This window comes from Mesorhizobium sp. WSM4842 (assembly GCF_055901575.1).
Window position 1 is genome coordinate 1,371,252 of the sequence record NZ_CM148372.1, and the last position, 17,360, is coordinate 1,388,611.

The window sequence follows — 17,360 nt, forward strand, 5'->3', positions numbered from 1 at the left end:
AATGGGACAGCAATGAATCACACTGACAATCACACCGACTTCACCTCGCGCTTCGCCATCGACCCTGTTACTGCCGCGGCGATGGGGACGGACGAGCTTCGTCATAATTTCCTGATCGAAGGCGTTTTTCACCTAGGCCGCCTCGGCCTGACCTATACCCATTACGACCGCATGATCGTCGGCGGCGCCATGCCTGACGGGACACCGCTGCCGCTGCAGGCGATCAAGCCGACCGGGACAAAGAACTTTCTCGATCGCCGCGAAATGATCGCCGTCAATATCGGTGGTGCCGGCATCGTGAAGGCGAGCGGCCAGTCCTACGAGCTGCAGCCGCGCGACATGCTGTATCTCGGCATGGGCGCCAATGAGGTGTCGTTCGCCTCAGTCGATCCAGCCGAGCCGGCCAAGTTCTATCTGCTCAGCGCACCGGCGCATCAGAGCTATCCCAGCCAGCTGATCCGCATCGGCGATGCCAAGCGGCTCGACCTCGGCAGCCAGGCGACCTGCAACGAGCGCTCGATCTTTCAGTTCGTCCATGCCGAGGGTGTGAAAACCTGTCAGCTCGTCGTCGGCATGACCCAGCTTGCGTCAGGCTCGGTCTGGAACACCATGCCGTGCCATGTGCATGACCGGCGCATGGAGGCCTACCTTTACTTCGACCTGCCGGAGGCGGCGCGCGTGTTCCATTTCATGGGCGAGCCGGACGAGACACGTCATCTCGTCATGCGCAATGAGGAAGCAGTGCTGTCGCCGGGATGGTCGATCCATTCGGGCGCCGGCACCTCCAACTACGCCTTCATCTGGGCGATGGCCGGCGACAATATCGACTACACCGATGTCGATCCGGTAGCGATGGAAGAGCTGCGGTGAGCGACCTCTCTGCTTTCAGCCTGGCCGGCAAACGCGTCCTCGTCACCGGCGCCAACACCGGCATCGGCCAAGGCATCGCGCTGTCGATCGCGCGCGCCGGCGGTGCTGTGGTCGGCGTCGGCCGTTCGGCGATGGACGAGACGGCGGAAAAGGTCGCGACGGCGGGCGGACGCTTCGAGGCGGTGCGTTGTGATCTTGCCGACCATGCCGCTGCCCAGGCGATACTCGATCGCATCTGGGACGAAACCGGACCGCTCGACGGTCTGGTCAACAATGCCGGCATCATCCGGCGCGCCGACGCCGTCGATCTGGCGGAAGCCGATTGGGACGATGTCATAGACGTCAATCTGAAGACGGTCTTTTTTCTCAGCCAGTGCTTTGCCCGGCGCGTGCTTGCCGATCCCGGACGGCGCGGCAAGATCGTCAACATCGCCTCGGTGCTGAGCTTCCAGGGCGGCATCCGCGTCGCCTCCTACACCGCCTCGAAACACGGCGTGCTCGGCATCACCCGGTTGCTCGCCTGCGAATGGGCGTCGAAAGGCATCAACGTCAATGGTATTGCGCCCGGCTATATCGAAACCAACAACACCGAGGCGCTGCGTGCCGATCCAGACCGCAGCGCCGCCATTCTGGCGCGCATTCCGGCCGGGCGTTGGGGCGGGCCGGAAGACATCGGCGACGCGGCCGTCTTCCTGCTGGCGCCGGCGTCAAACTACATGCACGGCGCGGTGGTGCCGGTGGATGGCGGCTGGCTGGCGCGATGAGGCCATGATGAGGATTTGGCGATGACTGGAACGAAGATCTTTTCGCACGCCGGCGAGGGCGCATGGACGCCGACCCCGGATGGCAATCGCAGGCGTGTGCTCCTGTACACGGGCGAATTGATGATGGTCGAGTTCGGTTTCGACAAGGGCGGTGTCGGTGCGCTGCATTCGCACCCGCATGTCCAGGCGAGCTACATAGCCGAAGGACGCTTCGAGGTTACCATCGACGGCAGGACCGAGGTCCTGGAAACGGGAAGCAGCTTCATTGTCCCTTCCAACCTGATCCACGGCGTCAAGGCGCTCGAGGCCGGCCGCCTCGTCGACAGTTTTACACCGCACCGCGCCGATTTTATCGACTGAGGGCGAGCGAACGCAGGTCATTGCGGCGTGTGTCCGGCCCGAAGAGCAGAATCGCCTGTTTTCGCCGCCTCCTTCCAGCACATCCCGCAAACGAAAAGCCCGCGCCTCCGGAGAGACGCGGGCGTGTTGCCTGGGCGCTTGTGGCGCCGCGGTACTCAAAACATCACCGCAGAACCTGAACTTGCCGAATTATGATGAAGATAGGATTAACCGCGCCAGAGCCGACGCGATATTCACAGCCAAAGCGAATAGGGGCTGGAATCACGATCCCATATCCGCCAATGAGGGAGATATTCTTCAGACGGCGCCGACGGAGACGGGACTTGAGGGGTGATCGAAAATTCGAATCTGCGGTCAAGGCAGCCATCTGGAGCTTCGCGGGGGAGCTGTGGCAGGTCGCGTCGCAACTGGCCGTTCCCACGCTGCCTTTTCGGGCGGCGCCGATCGTAGAAATTCCCTGATGCAGGTAGCGGCGGCGAGCGTCCGGGCGGAGGATCCCAAGCGGCGCGTCCTGAAGGACGTGTTCGGCTTCGACGATTTTCGTCCCGGCCAGGATGCGGTGACGGAGGCGCTGCTGGCCGGGCATCATGTGCTGGCTGTCATGCCGACCGGCGCTGGCAAATCGCTCTGCTACCAGGTCCCGGCGCTGGTCCTGGGCGGGCTCACCATTGTCGTTTCGCCGCTGGTGGCGCTGATGCAGGACCAGGTCGCCGCATTGCGTCTTGCCGGCGTGGCCGCCGATACGATCAATTCCTCACTCGACCGCGATGCCAATGTCGCCGCATGGCGCCGCGTTGCGGCGGGCCAGACGCGCCTGCTCTATCTTGCGCCGGAGCGGCTCATGACCGCGCGGATGCTCGAGGCGCTGGCCAGGCTCGATATCCGGCTGATCGCTGTCGACGAGGCGCATTGCATCTCCCAATGGGGCCCGGCGTTCCGGCGCGAATATGAAGAATTGTCGCGGCTGCGCGACATTTTCCCTGATGTGCCGATCATTGCGCTGACGGCGACAGCGGACGAGGCGACGCGCACCGATATCGCCGCGCAGCTGTTCGCCGGGCGCGTCGAAACCCTGGTGCTGGGTTTCGACCGGCCGAACATCAAGCTCGGCATCGAGGCCAAGCAGGACAGCAAGCGCCAATTGCTGGGCTTCGTGCAGCGTCATGCCGGCCGCAGCGGGATCGTCTATTGCCTGTCGCGCAAGAAGTCGGAAGAGATGGCGGCGTTCCTCGAGAAGAACGGGGTGCGCGCCCTGGCCTATCATGCCGGCATGAGCAAGGACGCGCGTGAAGCAAATCAAAACGCTTTCATGAGCTTGTCCGGTGTCGTGATGGTGGCGACCATCGCCTTCGGCATGGGGATCGACAAGCCTGACGTCGCCTATGTCTTCCACACCGACCTGCCGGGCAGCCTCGAAGCCTATTATCAGGAAATCGGGCGCGCGGGCCGCGACGGGCGGGCTGCCGAGGCACATATGCTCTTCGGTCTCGGCGATATCCGCATGCGGCGGCTTTTCATCGACGACGAGGACGCGCCGGCGGAGCATAAAAGACGCGCGCATGGCCGGCTCGATACGCTGATCGGCTATTGCGAAACGGCCCAGTGCCGTCGCCAGATCCTGCTTGGCTACTTCGGCGAATCAGCCATGCCTTGCGGCAATTGCGACAACTGCCTTGACCAGACGCCGCATGCGGATGGCGAGGCGGAGGCACGGATCGTCTTCGCTGCCATCGCACAAACCGGCGAGCGCTTCGGTGCTGCCCAAATCGTCGATGTTCTGCTCGGCCATGAAACCGAGAAGGTCCTGGCCAGGAACCACCACAGGCTTGCCAGCTTCGGGACCGGTGTGGCGCACAAGAAGAATGTCTGGCTGTCCCTGGTCCGCCAGCTCGTCGCGGGAGGGTTTCTGACATTGGACTCAGGCGGCCATGGCGGCCTCGCCATCGCCGAAAAGGGCCGTGAGCTGGCCCGCGGCGAGGTCCCGTTCCGGTATCGCGTAGAGGCGCCGCGGCACGCATCGCGTGGCAAGACACGTCCCACCCCGGACGTTGCCGCGGGCACGCAAGACCTGGATGCCGCGCTTTTGGCCACGCTCAAGTCGGTACGACTGCGACTCGCCCGGGAGCGCCAGGTGCCGGCCTTCGTGATTTTCTCCGATCGTACATTGATCGATATGGCCGAACGCTGCCCGCGCGACCTCGACGCCTTTGCCGCGGTCAACGGCGTCGGTGCCGCCAAGCTCAGGGAATTCGGTGAGATATTCCTCGGCGCAATCGCTTCGCACCAATCCGGGGTGTCGGTCTGAGGTTATCCAATACGCTGACGATGGACCGTGCGGGATGAAGTGTCCTTCATCTGCGCTATAGCCCACGAATCCACCTGTCGGGCATCAGTTCTTACCGAGCTCGCCTGTCCAACGATCTCGCCCTGCCCAGTACGGGCAGTTCGGGCAAGTGCCGCCTTCCGGATAGTCGATTCCCTCCTCGTGCGGACAGCCGAGAATTCCGTCCACCATCGCTACGGAATGCACCCCATGCCCGCGCAACAACGCGGCGATCTCGGCGAAGATCGTATCGCTCCTCCGAACGTCGCCGGTTTCGACAAACCAGCGACGCAGGATCGTCGCCTCGGATTGAGGGGCGGGGACGATACCCACCGCCACCTTCGTGGCGCGGAGGTTATCGGGGCCATAGAAGGCGATGGTGCCGACGGGATAACTGCGCACGCCCAGCTTGGCCTTCTTGGCGATCCATTTTCTTGCCCGCTGGTCCGGTTTCATGCTTGCTGCTCTCCCGTGAATCGGCAGAATATCGCTATCCGCATATGAGATAAATCAGCGACGCAAGGGTGGATCAAGGGCGTGGCCAAGAGGAAACAATGGGTCATCGCGCCGCGTGCCGGAAGGCTGGCCGTGGCCGACGAGCGGGAAAAACAAGCAATCGTCGCGGCCTGCGAGACGTTCATCCGTGACGTCCTGAAACCTCGGTTCCTACCCGAGATCCGATCGACCGAATGGAATTACGTGATCGATATCCGCGGCTCCTGGGCAGCCGGTCGATACCGCTTCATCCAGCGCTACCGGTCGGGCATGGAACACAATCGCGGCGAGGAGTTCAACGCGGCTTTCGCCAGAATCGATCGCGTGGGGCCAGATCAATTCGATATCTACTGGATGCGGCACACGGGCAAATGGTGGCGGCTTTACGCCGGCAAGACGCTCGTCGAGGCGCTTCGTATTCTCGAAACGGACGGTATTCTGCATCCAGTCTGAATCACTATCGCCGGCCTGCTTGCAGTGTCGGCATCGGCTGGCCATCGAACCGAACGAGTGCAACGGGCTGCTCGCCGTCTGCCGACTGATGGTGGACAAGATTGCCACGGTCCCGAAGTCCAAGATCGGCGCGAATATCGGGCGGTTGGACGATGCGGACATCCTGCGCCTCAACCAGGCCGTTATCGTCTTCCTCGGCTTGGCCGTGTCGCCAAGACTGAAGCCGTGACTGTGGGGATGATCGAATTCACGGAGCCGTCGAGCCTCGGCTCCAATGCCATGTCCTGCGAAATCGATCATTTTCGGCCTTCGGCAGCAGGCTCTCACGCCGGCGCCGCTATCAGCACCTGCTTCGTCTCACCGCTGCGATCGCAGCCTCCTGCTGCCGCAACTGCTCGATTTTCGCGCTCTGGCGGGCAGCGACGGTAGAGGCGACACGCCGGGCGCCCCAAAGCCAGTCCGGAATTTTGGTTTTCGCGACTTTGCCCCGAGTGATCGCTGTCGCCGACATCTCCTTGGCGACTTCGCCCATGGCCACGTTGAGTTCGACACAGCTCATCCTGTCGTATTTCGCGGCATCAAAGGATGCGTGGAAGGGCGATGCGCAACCTCCGACAAACACGAGGCTGCATATCAGAGGCGCGGCTGTAGAGATGGCTTTCATTTTATCAAGCAGATTTGACGCCGGACGGGCGAAGGAGGCATGTGAACCTCTACATCACTCTGCTCTACGCGTCATTCCCTCTATTATCCTCGAAGAATTTCGAGAGAGCCGCTGCGGTCTGGTGAGGGTGCTCTTCTGGAAAGAAGTGCCCGCCTGGAACGGGGCTTCCTGCAATTCTGTCGGCCCATTTCCTCCAAATAGCCAGCGGTCCGCCTTCCCCGGCATACCAGGTCTCGAGCCCGCCTTCGCTACTCCATAGTGCCAGCAGCGGACACTCAATGCGACGACCGTTTGCCTGGTCCAGCGCGTCATGTTCACGATCGACCGTGGCAGCGGCCCGATACTCTTCGCATATCGCATGAACATGAACGGGATCGCGAAGGGCATCGACATAGGCGTCCCTGACCTGTGCAGAGAACACTTCTGCCGGCGATCCCCACTGCACAATCGCATTGTCGACGATCGCGTCGGGCGCTGCGCCTATCAGTCGCTCCGGCAGCGGCGCCGGTTGCGCGAGAAGGCTCCAGGGCCAGAAGGCGAGAGCCAGTCTGGCGTCCGCCCCATCCCACGCGGCGGCGGTGGGGATGACGTCGAGGACGGCGACTTTGGAGATTTCATCGGGGTGGTCGAGTGCCAGGCGATAGGCGACCCGCCCGCCGCGATCATGTCCGGCAACCATGAACTGCTCAAACCCAAGCTGCTTCATGGCTTGCACCATGTCGCCGGCCATGGCGCGTTTGGCGTATGGGCTGTGATCGGCAGAGGAGACCGGGCAGCCGCTTCGCCCATAGCCTCGAAGATCGGCGGCGATCACCGTAAAGCGCGGCGCCAAGGCCACGGCGATATCCCTCCACATCAGATGCGTTTCGGGAAAACCATGAAGCAGCAGCAGCGGCGGACCGGTCCCGCCGATCCTTGCGAAAATGATCGTGTCGTCCAGTCGCAAGCTGGTGGCTCTGAAACCTGCGAACACCGTTCGTCTCCCTCGGGAGCCTCCGGCAACAACGCACAAGGTGCTAGAAGGATCACGGTCAGCTGCCGTGCCGGGTGGAGAAGGCGGTCCTGGAATTCTCCTCAATGGCTGAACACGGAAGGTGCGGGGCACTAATATTTCGATCGGCGCACCCATATGAGCGGAAAGAATGTCGCCTAGGGATTTGCTATGATGATTTCGCGTTCGAGCCGGTTTGCAGTTTTGTTTGCAGGACTGTTCCTGGCATTTTCGATGGTCGCGGCCGATCACGCTGAGGCGCGGCGTGGCGGCAGCTTCGGCAGCCGCGGCACGCGCACTTTCCAGTCGGTCCCGCCGACCAGGACGGCGCCACAGCCGGCCGCGCCGGTCGAGCGCTCGATGACGCCCAACACCGTAACGAACAATGCGGCCCGCCAGACGCCGGCATCGCAAAGGCCAGGGTTCTTCAACGGCCTCGGCGGTTCGATGATGCGCGGCCTGTTGCTCGGCGGTCTGATCGGACTTCTTTTGGGCCAAGGGTTCGGCGGCTTGGCCGGCATATTGGGCCTGCTTCTTCAAGGACTGCTGATCGGCGGCGCGATCATGCTGATCATCCGCTTTTTCCGGTCGCAATCGGCACGCAACCAGGCGCCCGCCATGGCCGGTGTTCCGCGGGGCATGGGGAACTTTGGGCGAAACGCGGCAGCCCAACCCGAGGCGGACAACGTCTCGTCTTTCCCCATTCCAGGCATCGGGTCTGGATTTGGCCGGACAGCTCCGGCGTCCGATGAAATTACAATGACGCCGGCCGACCTCGACACGTTCCAGCAACGGTTGACGGAAGTTCAGGAAGCGTTCGGGCGCGAAGACCATGCTGGCTTGCGCCGGCTGGCGACCCCCGAGATGGTGTCCTACCTGTCCGAAGAACTTGCCGACAATGCCAAAAACGGCGTCAGGAACGAGGTGTCGAACGTCAGCCTGCTGGAGGCCGACATTGCGGAGAGCTGGCGGGAAGATGAGCGCGACTACGCGACGGCTGCCTTGCGCTACGAGTCTCTCGACGTGATGCGCGATCGCGCCAGCGGCAAGATCGTGGCCGGCGAAGCCGATCGGCCGACGGAAACAACCGAATTGTGGACCTTCACGCGCCAGAACGGTGGCGACTGGAAGCTCGCGGCAATACAGCAGCCTGACTGAGACATGGCAACCTCGGCCGTTCACGTCCTCTTGCGAGCCACGATGTAAGGACGGTTGTCGTTGCCCTTCGTTGCGTGGCTTTCAGTGGCAAGTACGTCGAAGCCCGCGGCAGATATATGCTGGCTCAGGTCTGCCGCCCGAAAGACGCCTGCATGGGGTGCTTTGCCGATCGCGCGCATCGCGGGCAATAAGGCAAGCCGGATGAGTGGGTTCATATCCCCGACGCAGGGTGTCTTGGAGATGAACAAGCCCTCCGCTGCAAGTAAGGCGTGGATGCGGCGCAGCGTGCCAGGCAGGTCGCGGACCAGATGGAGATAGTTGAATCCCAGAACCGCGTTAGACTGCGCCGCGTCAGGCGTAAGCGCTTCTACGGTCGCGGTGCGGAAGACAAGCGCCGGGATGGGGCCAGCGGCGTGTTTCTCATTGGCAATCGCGATCATTCCAGCGGAAATATCCGTTGCAAGATAGTCTTGAACATCGCCCGCCAGCCGGAGCGCTGTTGTTGCTGTTCCGCAGCCCAGTTCCAACACCCTGTCGCCTGGTCCCAACAGGGCGCGGGTCCGGTCCAGCGTGCGCTCATATCCGGCCTGATCCGCGATCGCACCCATGGCGTACTTCCGTGAACTCCGGTCCCAGAAACGGGCGTCGCTCGCTATGCTCATGATGGCTGCTCCTCAGATCGCGACCTTGCTCTATTGACAGGCGCAGGAACGAACTGTTCGAGCCCGTCCGCTACCGCGAAGACCGGCGGCGCCGCCGGCTCTGTTGCCTCAGATATCGTATGGCCTCGCTGTCCCTATGCAAGTCATGCCCGCTGGACAGCATACCGTCCGGGAGCGGTCGCGACGGGGAGGTGGAGCAAGGAACGGCAGGATGAACTACGATCCATGTTCGAGGAGCGTGTCAGTATACAAACCTCGGCTCGCTTAGACGGAAGGGAAGCGAATATCGTCAGAAAGTGTGCCTCTCACCTAGAAATTGAAGCGCCGTCTCGTTATGATCTGAACCGTTATCCTAACGCTGACCGAAGTGAATTCCCATGAATCCAGTGATCCGTGCTCAACTTCGTGACTTCGCGAAGGCCAATTTAATTACAGCTTACACACAAGAAAAGCAGTTCGAAATTTACAGCATTTTTTCAATCCTAAATGGATTGCTTGGAGAAAGCGTGGATGCTTATGACGTGCATCTGGACGGCGATGAATTCGGCGTAGATGGAATTGCAATAGTAATTCAGGGTGAACTGGTGAATAATCGCCAGGAGGCCGAAGAAAAATTAGCTTCAATAAATAACCCGTCTATCGAATTCATTTTTTTTCAAGCCAAAACGAGCACCGGGTACGACTATGGTGACATCTCGAAATTTTTTGACGCGGTCTCGGGGTTTTTCGATGGCAGCCTAAAAGGTGAGAGTGGCGCGATTGATGACCTCATGGGTGCGACGGATGCCATATACGAACGTGGTGTCGGCAAACGAAATCCAAAGATTAGCTGCTACTACGTGGCGACAGGGAATTATGAGCAGCCAGCCAGGATTGAGAAACTTCGTGCGGGATTCCGTGTTGAACTTGAGGAGCTAAATATTTTTGACTCCAAGACCATTTGTATTGAGATAGTTGGAGCTCGCGACCTTCAACAATGGTATCGAGCTGCCACAACCGCAGTAGAAGTGGAAATTGAATTTCAACGAAACGTAGTTATGCCCACCAACGAGCATGTTGAGGAAGCCTATATCGGTTACATCGATGCTGAGAATCTGCTAGCTCTTTACATCTCCAGAGACGCCGATGGGGAAGTTGTTGGTATCAACAGGTCGGTGTTTTTTGACAATATCCGGGACTACGACCCGAAGTCCAAGATCAATATTGCAATTAAGGAAAGCGTGCGTGCTGGGGGTGGGGCAGAGTTTGTGTTTCGTAACAATGGAATAACTGTTGTTTCGAAGAATATAGATAGAACTGGTGACCGATTCCGCCTTGAAGATTTTCAGATCGTCAACGGTTGCCAAACAAGTAATGTTATTTTCGACCTCGTCCATGGCGATGAAAATGGCGGTGGCGAGGGAGACATGAATTTAATGGCGACGATTCAGGTTCCATTCCGTTTGATTGGGTCCAAAGACGATGAATTCGTCTCTTCGATTATTGTTGGTACAAACAGGCAGAATCCAGTTCGAGATGAGCAGTTTTGGGCTCTTCGTCCTTTTATGAAAAGTTTCGAGGAGTATTGCCGCAGTCTTGACGCTGAAGAGATTATCTATTTTGAGCGACGCGATAACCAGTACCGAAATCAGGACGTTGAGCGAACTCGGGTAATGCAGCCGTCGGTTCTGATGAAGGCTGTTGCGGCATGTTTGCTTTTCCAGCCTCAGCGAGCAGCAAGAGACTATCGCGGGATTCTCTCTGAGTACCAAAATATGATTGTTTTAGACGACCAAGACGTTCGAATTTATCACGCTGTGGCGTACCTGTATTACAAGTTGGAGTTTCTTTGGAGAAATCAGCGTATTGAAAATGGCTACAAGACCTTTAGGTACTATATCCTTGCTGGAATAGGACTTAGGCTTACAGATGCTAAGAACGTATTTGCGATGAAAAAGCCAAAACTGGCTAGCGTAGCCGATGCATTACTGGAATTATGCAAGAACGAAGAAGGGTTGAAGGACGCGATCACGCATGTGGTTAAAATCGTCGAGGAGCGTCTGAAAGACACGGGGGTGGTCACTCAAGAGCGCATTCGAGACGCCATCCGCTCCGAAACCTTTGCATCGACGTTTCGAGAAAAGGTCGTTCCCCCTCTCGTTGCAACAGAGAGCTAGAGCATCTGAGAGAGCCGGCATACGCGAGCTTTGGCCTCACTGCTACGGTTAGACCGACGCTCCCTCGTTTGCAAAGTTGAAAAAATGGCGGAGAGGGAGACCGTCAAACTAGCGTTCTGCGGGGTTCCATACCGTCCCGAAAAGCCGCATTAAACCAAGGCTTTGGCACTTCTGTGTTCTGTACTATCCGGAATAATTCGGTACAATCCGAGTTCAAAGGTGCAGCTAACGGTGCAGCTATCTTGGCCAAAGTGAAGGCAGATATGACACGCAGTCTCAACAAACTCTCCGACCGTAAGGTCAAGACAGAAAACAGGCCGGGCCGTCATGCGGACGGTGGCGGGCTCTATCTCGAAATCAAGCCGTCTGGATCGCGGGCATGGCTGTTCATGTGGAAGGCCGGCGGTAAGCGAACCGCGATGGGGCTTGGAGCCTATCCTGCCGTCTCGCTGGCCGATGCCCGCGACAAGGCCACCGATTGCCGCCGGATGGTGGCGGCCGGCGGCGATCCCCTCGTCGAGAGCCGCAAAGAGGCCGTGCCGGCCTTCGGGGAGGTCGCCGACAAGCTGCTCGCCTCTATGGAAAAGGGATGGAAGAACGCCAAGCACAGCGACCAGTGGTACTATACCCTGTCCCGGCGACGCGACGAGGACGGGACGCTCACGAAAGAGGGCTATTGCCTTAACCTGATCGGCAAGCCGGTCGACCAGATCACAACCGAAGACGTGCTTTCGGTGCTGACCCCGATCTGGGCCGAAAAGGCAGAAACGGCTTCGCGGCTTCGCGGCCGTATCGAACGCGTACTAGCCTACGCCAAGGCGCGGCGCTGGTGTCAAGGCGAGAACCCGGCGCTGTGGCGCGGACATCTGTCGACCTTGCTGCCGAGGCGACAGAAGCTGCAACGCGGCCGCCACGCCGCGATGCCCTATGCCGACGTTCCCGCATTTGTGGTGCGACTGCAGAACCGTCCGGCAACGAGCGCGCGGGCACTGGAATTTGCAATTTTGACCGCTGCCCGCTCAGGCGAGGTCTACGGGGCGCGCTGGCCGGAGATCGATCTCGACAAGGATATATGGACCATTCCCGCCGGACGCATGAAGGGTGGCCGCGAGCATCGCGTGCCGCTGTCCAAGCGAGCGCAGGTCATCTTGCGCGAACTGCATGGTGTTCGGCTACTCGACGACGGCTTCGTGTTTCCCGGCCAGAAGCTCGGCGAGCCTCTGTCGACGAACGCAATGGACGCGCTCCTGCAGGAGCGAATGGGGCTCAGGAAATTTACCGTTCATGGCTTCCGTTCGTCCTTCAAGGATTGGGCGACCGACGAGACACCTCATCAGCGCGAAATCATCGAGGCGGCATTGGCCCATGTTGTCGGCGACAGTGCCGAGCAAGCTTATCGACGAACCGATGCGCTGGCGAAGCGTCGTCGCCTTATGCAGGATTGGGCCGACTATCTCGACGTAGCCAGCAAGGTCGTTCTATTCGACCGCCAGCCGATTTCTGCGTAACGACACGGCAGGGTAACAGACCCGATTGGTCCACCCTCTAGGGGGTTGTTGGCACACAAAACTAGAGGAAATAAGAGGAAATAGGAGACGAAAGCTCGCGCATTTTAACATCCGTAGTGCTTGTCGACATCGGTGAAAAGATGCGTAGTGTTCTAGACGGTTCCGCTCATTTCATCGGAGTACCGTCATGCTGCCGCCCGACAAGCTTAGCTATACCGTCTCAGAGTTCGTCAAAGCTACAGGCATCGCCCGCACGCAGGTGTTTGAATATATCAAGCGCCGGCAATTGAAGGCGCGCAAATCCGGTCGCCGCACGCTTATCCTTGCAGGCGACGCCCAATCCTTTCTCGACAGTCTACCTGACCGCCAAGCCGCGTAAATTCCGGCCCGGTCTGTGATTATGATCGAGGAACTGCAAATTCGTTCGTCGAACTCCGGCCTGCTCTGTCAAGTTGTCGGAACGCTCATCACATGTGGCCAGTCGTCTGCGCTGGCCAATGCGGCGACCTTCCGATGAGCGTGCAACTCATGAAGAAGGTCTTTGCGCTGCGGGTGATCCCAAATGCCATCGCAAAGAATGTTCTCGTCAACCTAGCGTGGCACAAGAATGATGACACCGGGCGATGCTTCCCATCAGTCGAGCTTATCTCGTTAGAGACGGGCTACCGCCGGTCAACAGTTTTCAAGCATCTGCGCTGGCTTGAGGACCACGGTTACATCCGTGTCATGCGACCGAAGAAAGCCGGACGCGGTTTGGCAAATGAATACCAACTGACGCTCGAGAAAGGGTCCGCCACACGGACCCTTTCTGAAAGCGAGGTGTCCACCAGCGAGATCAAAAAGGTCCACCGCGCGGACGTCAAAAGGTCCGCTACCCGGACCCCAACAAAAAGGAAAGAAAATGAACCTAAAGAGCCGCCCCAAAGATCAATCGAAACGGTGAGCCCTTCAGACGGTCGGTCGGCGTCGCTCTCGTTGTTGGGCAGTCGCGCCGCCGACCTCCCTCCCGACGGGGAACGCCAACTGGAGCCGCCGGTACCAGCTGTAATCGAAGCAGCGCGGTCTGAGGCGGCCAAGCGCAGCGCCGATCCCGAGTTAACCCGCCTCGACCGGCCAATCATCACCGCCGAGCAACGCCGCCAAAACGAGGCCGAGGCGCGTCTCAATGCAGACCTGCTCCAAGGCGACGAGAAGTTCTTCGGCGCGGTGATGGAGTGGATCGACGAGGATCGTCGCGCTAGGGCTATCGCCGCCGAGGCTGCTGAGCCCGGCGCGGGTATCGCATTGGTGCGTCAGGAAATGCTAAACTCGCCAATCAAGGCAGCAACTGGGAACTCGTGTTGCTGAGCGCATGCTGACGCTCATTGCAAGGGCCGTCCGACAAAACGGTTTGCCTGGTCTTCCGTCTTGCGCCCCGACCGCGACAGGTCTTGATAGGCAAAGCTAGGAGGAGGACACGCCATGCCGGTGATCACCGCGTCGCCGATCACGCCGCTCGAACGGGCCGCCCACTGGCTCGCAGAGAAGCCGGTCGGAAGCGTTCCAAATACCTTGCCGGCCCTTATGAAGCTGTTCGCGCTCTCAACACCGGACGCCATGCGAACCATCAAGCGCGCCAATGTGCTGCGTTCGGCGGCGTGGAGGTCTGATGCCACGGCGCGCCAAGCTGGCCGCAGCCACGCCGTTGGAGTAAGCTTGCGACTGCAAGAGGAGGCGCACATGCAGTCCGATCAGGAACTCTTCGCAAAAGGGTTAGCCGCCTACCAAAAGGTCGTGAGCTTGAATTACATGGCGCACAAGGAGGTCTATGGCATTCTGCGGCAGGTCCTGTTGACCGAAGCTCCCGATCAGTTCGTGTTTCTGGACGTCGCCTGCGGCACGGCTACAGCCTCGGCTGAGGCGCTGAAGGGCACCAATGTGGGGCGTTACATTGGGATCGACATTTCGCGACCATCGCTGGACGTGGCCGAGGTGGCGCTTAGCGAGCTACCCTGTCCAATTGATCTCCGCTGTCAGGACTACGTCGAGGCTATCAACACGTGGGACGAACCGGTCGACGCCGTGTGGATTGGCCAGTCCCTTCACCATCTCCGTTACCCAAGTGAAAAGCAGGCCTTGATGCTGCGGGTTCAAGCTGTGCTGCCGTGCACCGGGCTGTTCCTGATCTGGGAGCCAACCTGTCTTGAGGGCGAGGACCGCGAGGGGTGGTTTGAACGCTTCGGTCGCCTGCGCCCCGAATGGTCGATGGTCACTGACGAGGAATTTGCTGCCTTTGATAGCCACTGTCGCGCGTCGGATTATGCCGAAACTTCGGCGACATGGATGGCGATGGGGCGTGAGGCCGGTTTCAAGCGGGTAGACGAGCTTCTGACGGTACCGAACCAGCTGGCGCGGGTTTATCGATATAGCCACTGACAACGCGGCGAGGTTCCACCCGCGTTGAACCACATCCCGTCGCGCTGAGCGCGCAATAACTCTATTTGGCGGCGCGAAGTTGGAAACTGACCACACCGGCTGCCACATTCAGGCCAGTCTGCACCTGGACACTGAGTGGCTGCAACGTATAGGTCCTGTTGGATCCTCCAACCAGAAGATTGGCACCAGCGCCCACCCCCACCGTTGCTTCGGCACCGACGCCGCTGTAGTCACCGGCCAGCACGCCGGGCGCATAGACATTGCCAGTTGGCGCAAGGACCCGCCACCGCAGCACTGCCCTCGGCGTCGGGCCGACGTCCAGCCCCAACTTCGTGATGACCCCCATGTATGTTTCGGGTGCGACCTTCGGGTTGGCCGACGTGAAGTTGCATGTCAGAGCTTTTTTCGAGCCGATTATGAAGCGTGTGCCCGCTTCGACAACGCAGTCGAGCACGCCGAACGTCGTGTTGGCCTCCTGAGCCGCGCTGGGCACAATGGACGCGGCGATCGCGACAAGACTGATGGCTGCGAGACGTGTACGCATTGTGGTTTCTCCTTGTGAGATGGTCGAAACTTCCCCGGAGGCGTGTGCGTTGCCACCTAGCATACCACAAAAGGAGACTACCCGGCGCTTTGTTCTGGCGGCCAGCTGATTGAGTTTACTTTCTGTGGCGTTAGCTCAGCGGCTGCGGTATCCTAACACCACCATGCCCAACGCCAAATTGAACATACGGCAGGAGCGTTTCTGTCTTGGCCTGGTCGAGGGCCTGCCGCAATCGCGGGCCTATATCGAGGCTGGCTACACGGCGCGCGGCAATGCGGCAGAGGTTTCGGCTGCCAGATTGCTCAGGAATGCTCAGGTGGTTTCCCGCGTCGGGGAATTGCGCGACGAGGCGGCGATCCGCTCGGAAACGACCGTCGACGATCTCATCGACCAGCTGGATGAAATGCGAAGGATGGCCATCGAGGTGGAAAATCCATCGGCAGGCGTCGCCAGCATCATGGCGAAGGCTCGACTGCTCGGCTTGATCGTGGACCGCTCTGAGGTCAGCACGACGGTGAGGAAGCCGATGCGCGAGCCGACTGACAGACATCAAATGACTTTGGAGGAGTGGCAGGCCCGGTTCGCGCCGAAAGCCAACTGACCGCTTTCGCCATCAGCATCTTGCTGCGCCCTCGCGTCGCATGCTACTTCGACCATGCATCCAGAGTGGGCTTCGGCCCCGCCAACCAGCCTTGATCGGCAACGGTGGTGAAGATACGCCGCGCGCAGCGCGTCAACCAGTTCGTCGAAGCGCTGCCTCTGATCCTTGGTAAGTTTGATCTGGCCCTCTCCCCTCTGACTGCGATCGTTCTGCTTCTCTTCTTCTACCACCAGTAGCAGGAGGCATGCCTTCTCCCATGCCTCAGCGCTCGCTGGGTCGCGGTCGGGCCACTCGCGCTCGTAACCCGGCTTCGAGCCGAGATAGCCGATCGCATTGTTCACTGAAATGGAAAAGCCCAGCGCGGTGGCTGGGCTCTCCAAAGTACTCCGAACCGGAATAGTTTTCAGTTACGGTTCGGCGGCTTGTAGCTCTCCCACCGCGATAGACGGGTCTCGATGTCGAAGCGGGACGCCTCGAAGTTGGTGCCGGTGATGACCTGGTTTTTGCCGTCGATCAGCCGATACAGCTCGTCGTTCTCGACATCGTCGACTGGGTGGGTCGATCGCACCACCCGCAGCCATAGCGATCGCGCTCGATCGCAAACGTCCTTGACCCGGCTCATTTCTTCCTCCCGTCAGTCTCCGTCCTGCTCGAGGTTTTCATCGCACACGCGGTCCCGGCCGGGCCTGCCCGGGCTCGGTCGGTGCGCTCAATTTGCGCCTGATCTGTGATCCCGTCAATGTCATCGCATCCAGATCGCGTCGTCCGAGACCGGATATTTACATCGGCGGCTGGCAGAGCAACAGTGTACCTGCCGCCCCCATCCGGCATCTTCGGCAGGCGGGGGTGGGGGTCAAATGTGGAGCCACCTTGAGGCGTGGCAGGCCTAGTTCGCGCCGAAGCGCGTGAACTAGACAAGCGATTATATATTTGACAAATGCAACGGACGACAACAAGGGCGGTAGAAAGCCTAAATGAGCGACTTCGCAGCCTTTCTGGTCGCTTTCCTGCTCTGTGGTGGAGCGTTCTTTGCCGTTGCGTTCCTGCACAGCATTTGGCTACGAGACCATACAAAGGACTGGGTCCCGGCAGCCGCTGAAGTGTTGAAGCGCATTGATGGCGGCGAAGGCCCCGACCGCTACCTGTTGCAATACGTATTTGACGGAAAAGGCTATCGTATCGAAACCAGCCCATCGTTAGTGCCTACGTGCCCGGCCGAGGCTGGCTCGCGGATCACCATTCTAGTCAATCCAGACATCCCGCACCAATGTGCAAGCGCCCCGCACAAGCCTAGATGAATAACTTCAACCGGTTGGCGGGTTTGCCAAATATACATGCGCCACTAGAAAGGCCGCTTAGGCGCGTTCGGTGTGTCAGGTCCCGAAGGCCGACCGGG

The 17,360-nt window shown here is 59.8% G+C and carries 21 protein-coding genes; 14 read left to right on the forward strand and 7 right to left on the reverse strand.

Going from position 1 to position 17,360, the window contains the following annotated elements; translation table 11 throughout:
• The first annotated feature begins 12 nt into the window (after nt 1–12).
• The 4 genes from kduI (at nt 13) to recQ (ending at nt 4,299) form a co-directional block, all read left to right on the forward strand.
• Nucleotides 13–870 carry a 5-dehydro-4-deoxy-D-glucuronate isomerase gene (gene kduI, locus AC0NIE_RS06425; RefSeq protein ID WP_473486261.1) on the forward strand — a complete coding sequence of 286 codons (858 nt, stop codon included), beginning with the start codon at nt 13–15 and terminating at the stop codon, nt 868–870.
• Nucleotides 867–1,634 carry a 2-dehydro-3-deoxy-D-gluconate 5-dehydrogenase KduD gene (kduD, locus tag AC0NIE_RS06430; protein ID WP_473486262.1) on the forward strand — a complete coding sequence of 256 codons (768 nt, stop codon included), beginning with the start codon at nt 867–869 and terminating at the stop codon, nt 1,632–1,634. The genes kduI and kduD overlap by 4 nt, the downstream gene beginning before the upstream one ends.
• Nucleotides 1,635–1,655: 21 nt before the next feature.
• Nucleotides 1,656–1,994 (forward strand): cupin domain-containing protein, encoded by a 339-nt coding sequence (locus AC0NIE_RS06435; protein WP_473486263.1) that lies wholly within the window; start codon nt 1,656–1,658, stop codon nt 1,992–1,994.
• 460 nt (nt 1,995–2,454) lie between these two features.
• Nucleotides 2,455–4,299, forward strand: a complete 1,845-nt coding sequence (gene recQ, locus AC0NIE_RS06440) for a DNA helicase RecQ (RefSeq protein WP_473486264.1) — start codon at nt 2,455–2,457, stop codon at nt 4,297–4,299.
• A gap of 84 nt (nt 4,300–4,383) precedes the next feature.
• On the opposite strand, the gene AC0NIE_RS06445 is transcribed toward recQ, so the two are convergent.
• Entirely contained in the window at nt 4,384–4,773 is a 390-nt protein-coding gene (locus AC0NIE_RS06445) for a hypothetical protein (protein WP_473486265.1), read from the reverse strand.
• Between the two features lie 81 nt (nt 4,774–4,854).
• Here AC0NIE_RS06445 and AC0NIE_RS06450 point away from each other — a divergent pair, with 81 nt between their 5' ends.
• Both AC0NIE_RS06450 and AC0NIE_RS06455 read left to right on the forward strand, forming a co-directional pair.
• A complete protein-coding gene (locus tag AC0NIE_RS06450; protein ID WP_473486266.1) occupies nt 4,855–5,265 on the forward strand; it encodes a DUF3024 domain-containing protein in 411 nt (136 codons plus the stop codon).
• Nucleotides 5,266–5,284: 19 nt separating this feature from the next.
• A complete protein-coding gene (locus tag AC0NIE_RS06455) occupies nt 5,285–5,494 on the forward strand; it encodes a type II toxin-antitoxin system PemK/MazF family toxin (protein WP_473486267.1) in 210 nt (69 codons plus the stop codon).
• 111 nt (nt 5,495–5,605) lie between these two features.
• Here AC0NIE_RS06455 and AC0NIE_RS06460 read toward each other — a convergent pair whose 3' ends face one another.
• Nucleotides 5,606–5,824, reverse strand: a complete 219-nt coding sequence (locus AC0NIE_RS06460) for a hypothetical protein (RefSeq protein ID WP_473486268.1) — start codon at nt 5,822–5,824, stop codon at nt 5,606–5,608.
• Between the two features lie 169 nt (nt 5,825–5,993).
• A complete protein-coding gene (locus AC0NIE_RS06465) occupies nt 5,994–6,902 on the reverse strand; it encodes an alpha/beta fold hydrolase (RefSeq protein ID WP_473486380.1) in 909 nt (302 codons plus the stop codon).
• A gap of 192 nt (nt 6,903–7,094) precedes the next feature.
• Here AC0NIE_RS06465 and AC0NIE_RS06470 point away from each other — a divergent pair, with 192 nt between their 5' ends.
• Nucleotides 7,095–8,078 carry a Tim44 domain-containing protein gene (locus AC0NIE_RS06470; protein WP_473486381.1) on the forward strand — a complete coding sequence of 328 codons (984 nt, stop codon included), beginning with the start codon at nt 7,095–7,097 and terminating at the stop codon, nt 8,076–8,078.
• A 20-nt stretch (nt 8,079–8,098) separates the two neighbouring features.
• Here AC0NIE_RS06470 and AC0NIE_RS06475 read toward each other — a convergent pair whose 3' ends face one another.
• Nucleotides 8,099–8,740, reverse strand: coding sequence for a class I SAM-dependent methyltransferase (locus tag AC0NIE_RS06475; RefSeq protein ID WP_473486269.1), 642 nt, complete (start codon nt 8,738–8,740; stop codon nt 8,099–8,101).
• Between the two features lie 377 nt (nt 8,741–9,117).
• Here AC0NIE_RS06475 and AC0NIE_RS06480 point away from each other — a divergent pair, with 377 nt between their 5' ends.
• The 5 genes from AC0NIE_RS06480 to AC0NIE_RS06500 all read left to right on the forward strand — a co-directional run bounded on the left by AC0NIE_RS06480 (nt 9,118) and on the right by AC0NIE_RS06500 (nt 14,819).
• On the forward strand, nt 9,118–10,896 hold the full coding sequence (locus tag AC0NIE_RS06480; protein ID WP_473486270.1) for an AIPR family protein: 1,779 nt from the start codon (nt 9,118–9,120) through the stop codon (nt 10,894–10,896).
• 263 nt (nt 10,897–11,159) lie between these two features.
• Complete coding sequence (locus AC0NIE_RS06485; RefSeq protein ID WP_473486271.1) at nt 11,160–12,404, forward strand: tyrosine-type recombinase/integrase; 1,245 nt, start codon at nt 11,160–11,162, stop codon at nt 12,402–12,404.
• Between the two features lie 187 nt (nt 12,405–12,591).
• Nucleotides 12,592–12,783, forward strand: a complete 192-nt coding sequence (locus AC0NIE_RS06490) for a helix-turn-helix domain-containing protein (protein ID WP_473486272.1) — start codon at nt 12,592–12,594, stop codon at nt 12,781–12,783.
• Nucleotides 12,784–12,917: 134 nt separating this feature from the next.
• Complete coding sequence (locus tag AC0NIE_RS06495; protein WP_473486273.1) at nt 12,918–13,751, forward strand: helix-turn-helix domain-containing protein; 834 nt, start codon at nt 12,918–12,920, stop codon at nt 13,749–13,751.
• Between the two features lie 114 nt (nt 13,752–13,865).
• Nucleotides 13,866–14,819, forward strand: a complete 954-nt coding sequence (locus AC0NIE_RS06500; protein WP_473486274.1) for a class I SAM-dependent methyltransferase — start codon at nt 13,866–13,868, stop codon at nt 14,817–14,819.
• A 61-nt stretch (nt 14,820–14,880) separates the two neighbouring features.
• On the opposite strand, the gene AC0NIE_RS06505 is transcribed toward AC0NIE_RS06500, so the two are convergent.
• Nucleotides 14,881–15,363: a DUF992 domain-containing protein gene (locus AC0NIE_RS06505; RefSeq protein ID WP_473486275.1), complete on the reverse strand. Its 483-nt coding sequence runs from the start codon at nt 15,361–15,363 to the stop codon at nt 14,881–14,883.
• 163 nt (nt 15,364–15,526) lie between these two features.
• Here AC0NIE_RS06505 and AC0NIE_RS06510 point away from each other — a divergent pair, with 163 nt between their 5' ends.
• Nucleotides 15,527–15,964 carry a terminase small subunit gene (locus AC0NIE_RS06510; protein ID WP_473486276.1) on the forward strand — a complete coding sequence of 146 codons (438 nt, stop codon included), beginning with the start codon at nt 15,527–15,529 and terminating at the stop codon, nt 15,962–15,964.
• Here the strand turns inward: AC0NIE_RS06510 and AC0NIE_RS06515 are convergent.
• Nucleotides 15,913–16,344, reverse strand: a complete 432-nt coding sequence (locus AC0NIE_RS06515; protein ID WP_473486277.1) for a hypothetical protein — start codon at nt 16,342–16,344, stop codon at nt 15,913–15,915. The genes AC0NIE_RS06510 and AC0NIE_RS06515 overlap by 52 nt on opposite strands.
• 23 nt (nt 16,345–16,367) lie before the next feature.
• Nucleotides 16,368–16,586: a hypothetical protein gene (locus AC0NIE_RS06520; protein ID WP_143744534.1), complete on the reverse strand. Its 219-nt coding sequence runs from the start codon at nt 16,584–16,586 to the stop codon at nt 16,368–16,370.
• Between the two features lie 352 nt (nt 16,587–16,938).
• On the opposite strand from AC0NIE_RS06520, the gene AC0NIE_RS06525 reads away from it, so the two are divergent.
• A complete protein-coding gene (locus AC0NIE_RS06525; protein ID WP_077377771.1) occupies nt 16,939–17,262 on the forward strand; it encodes a hypothetical protein in 324 nt (107 codons plus the stop codon).
• The last annotated feature ends 98 nt before the right edge of the window (nt 17,263–17,360 follow it).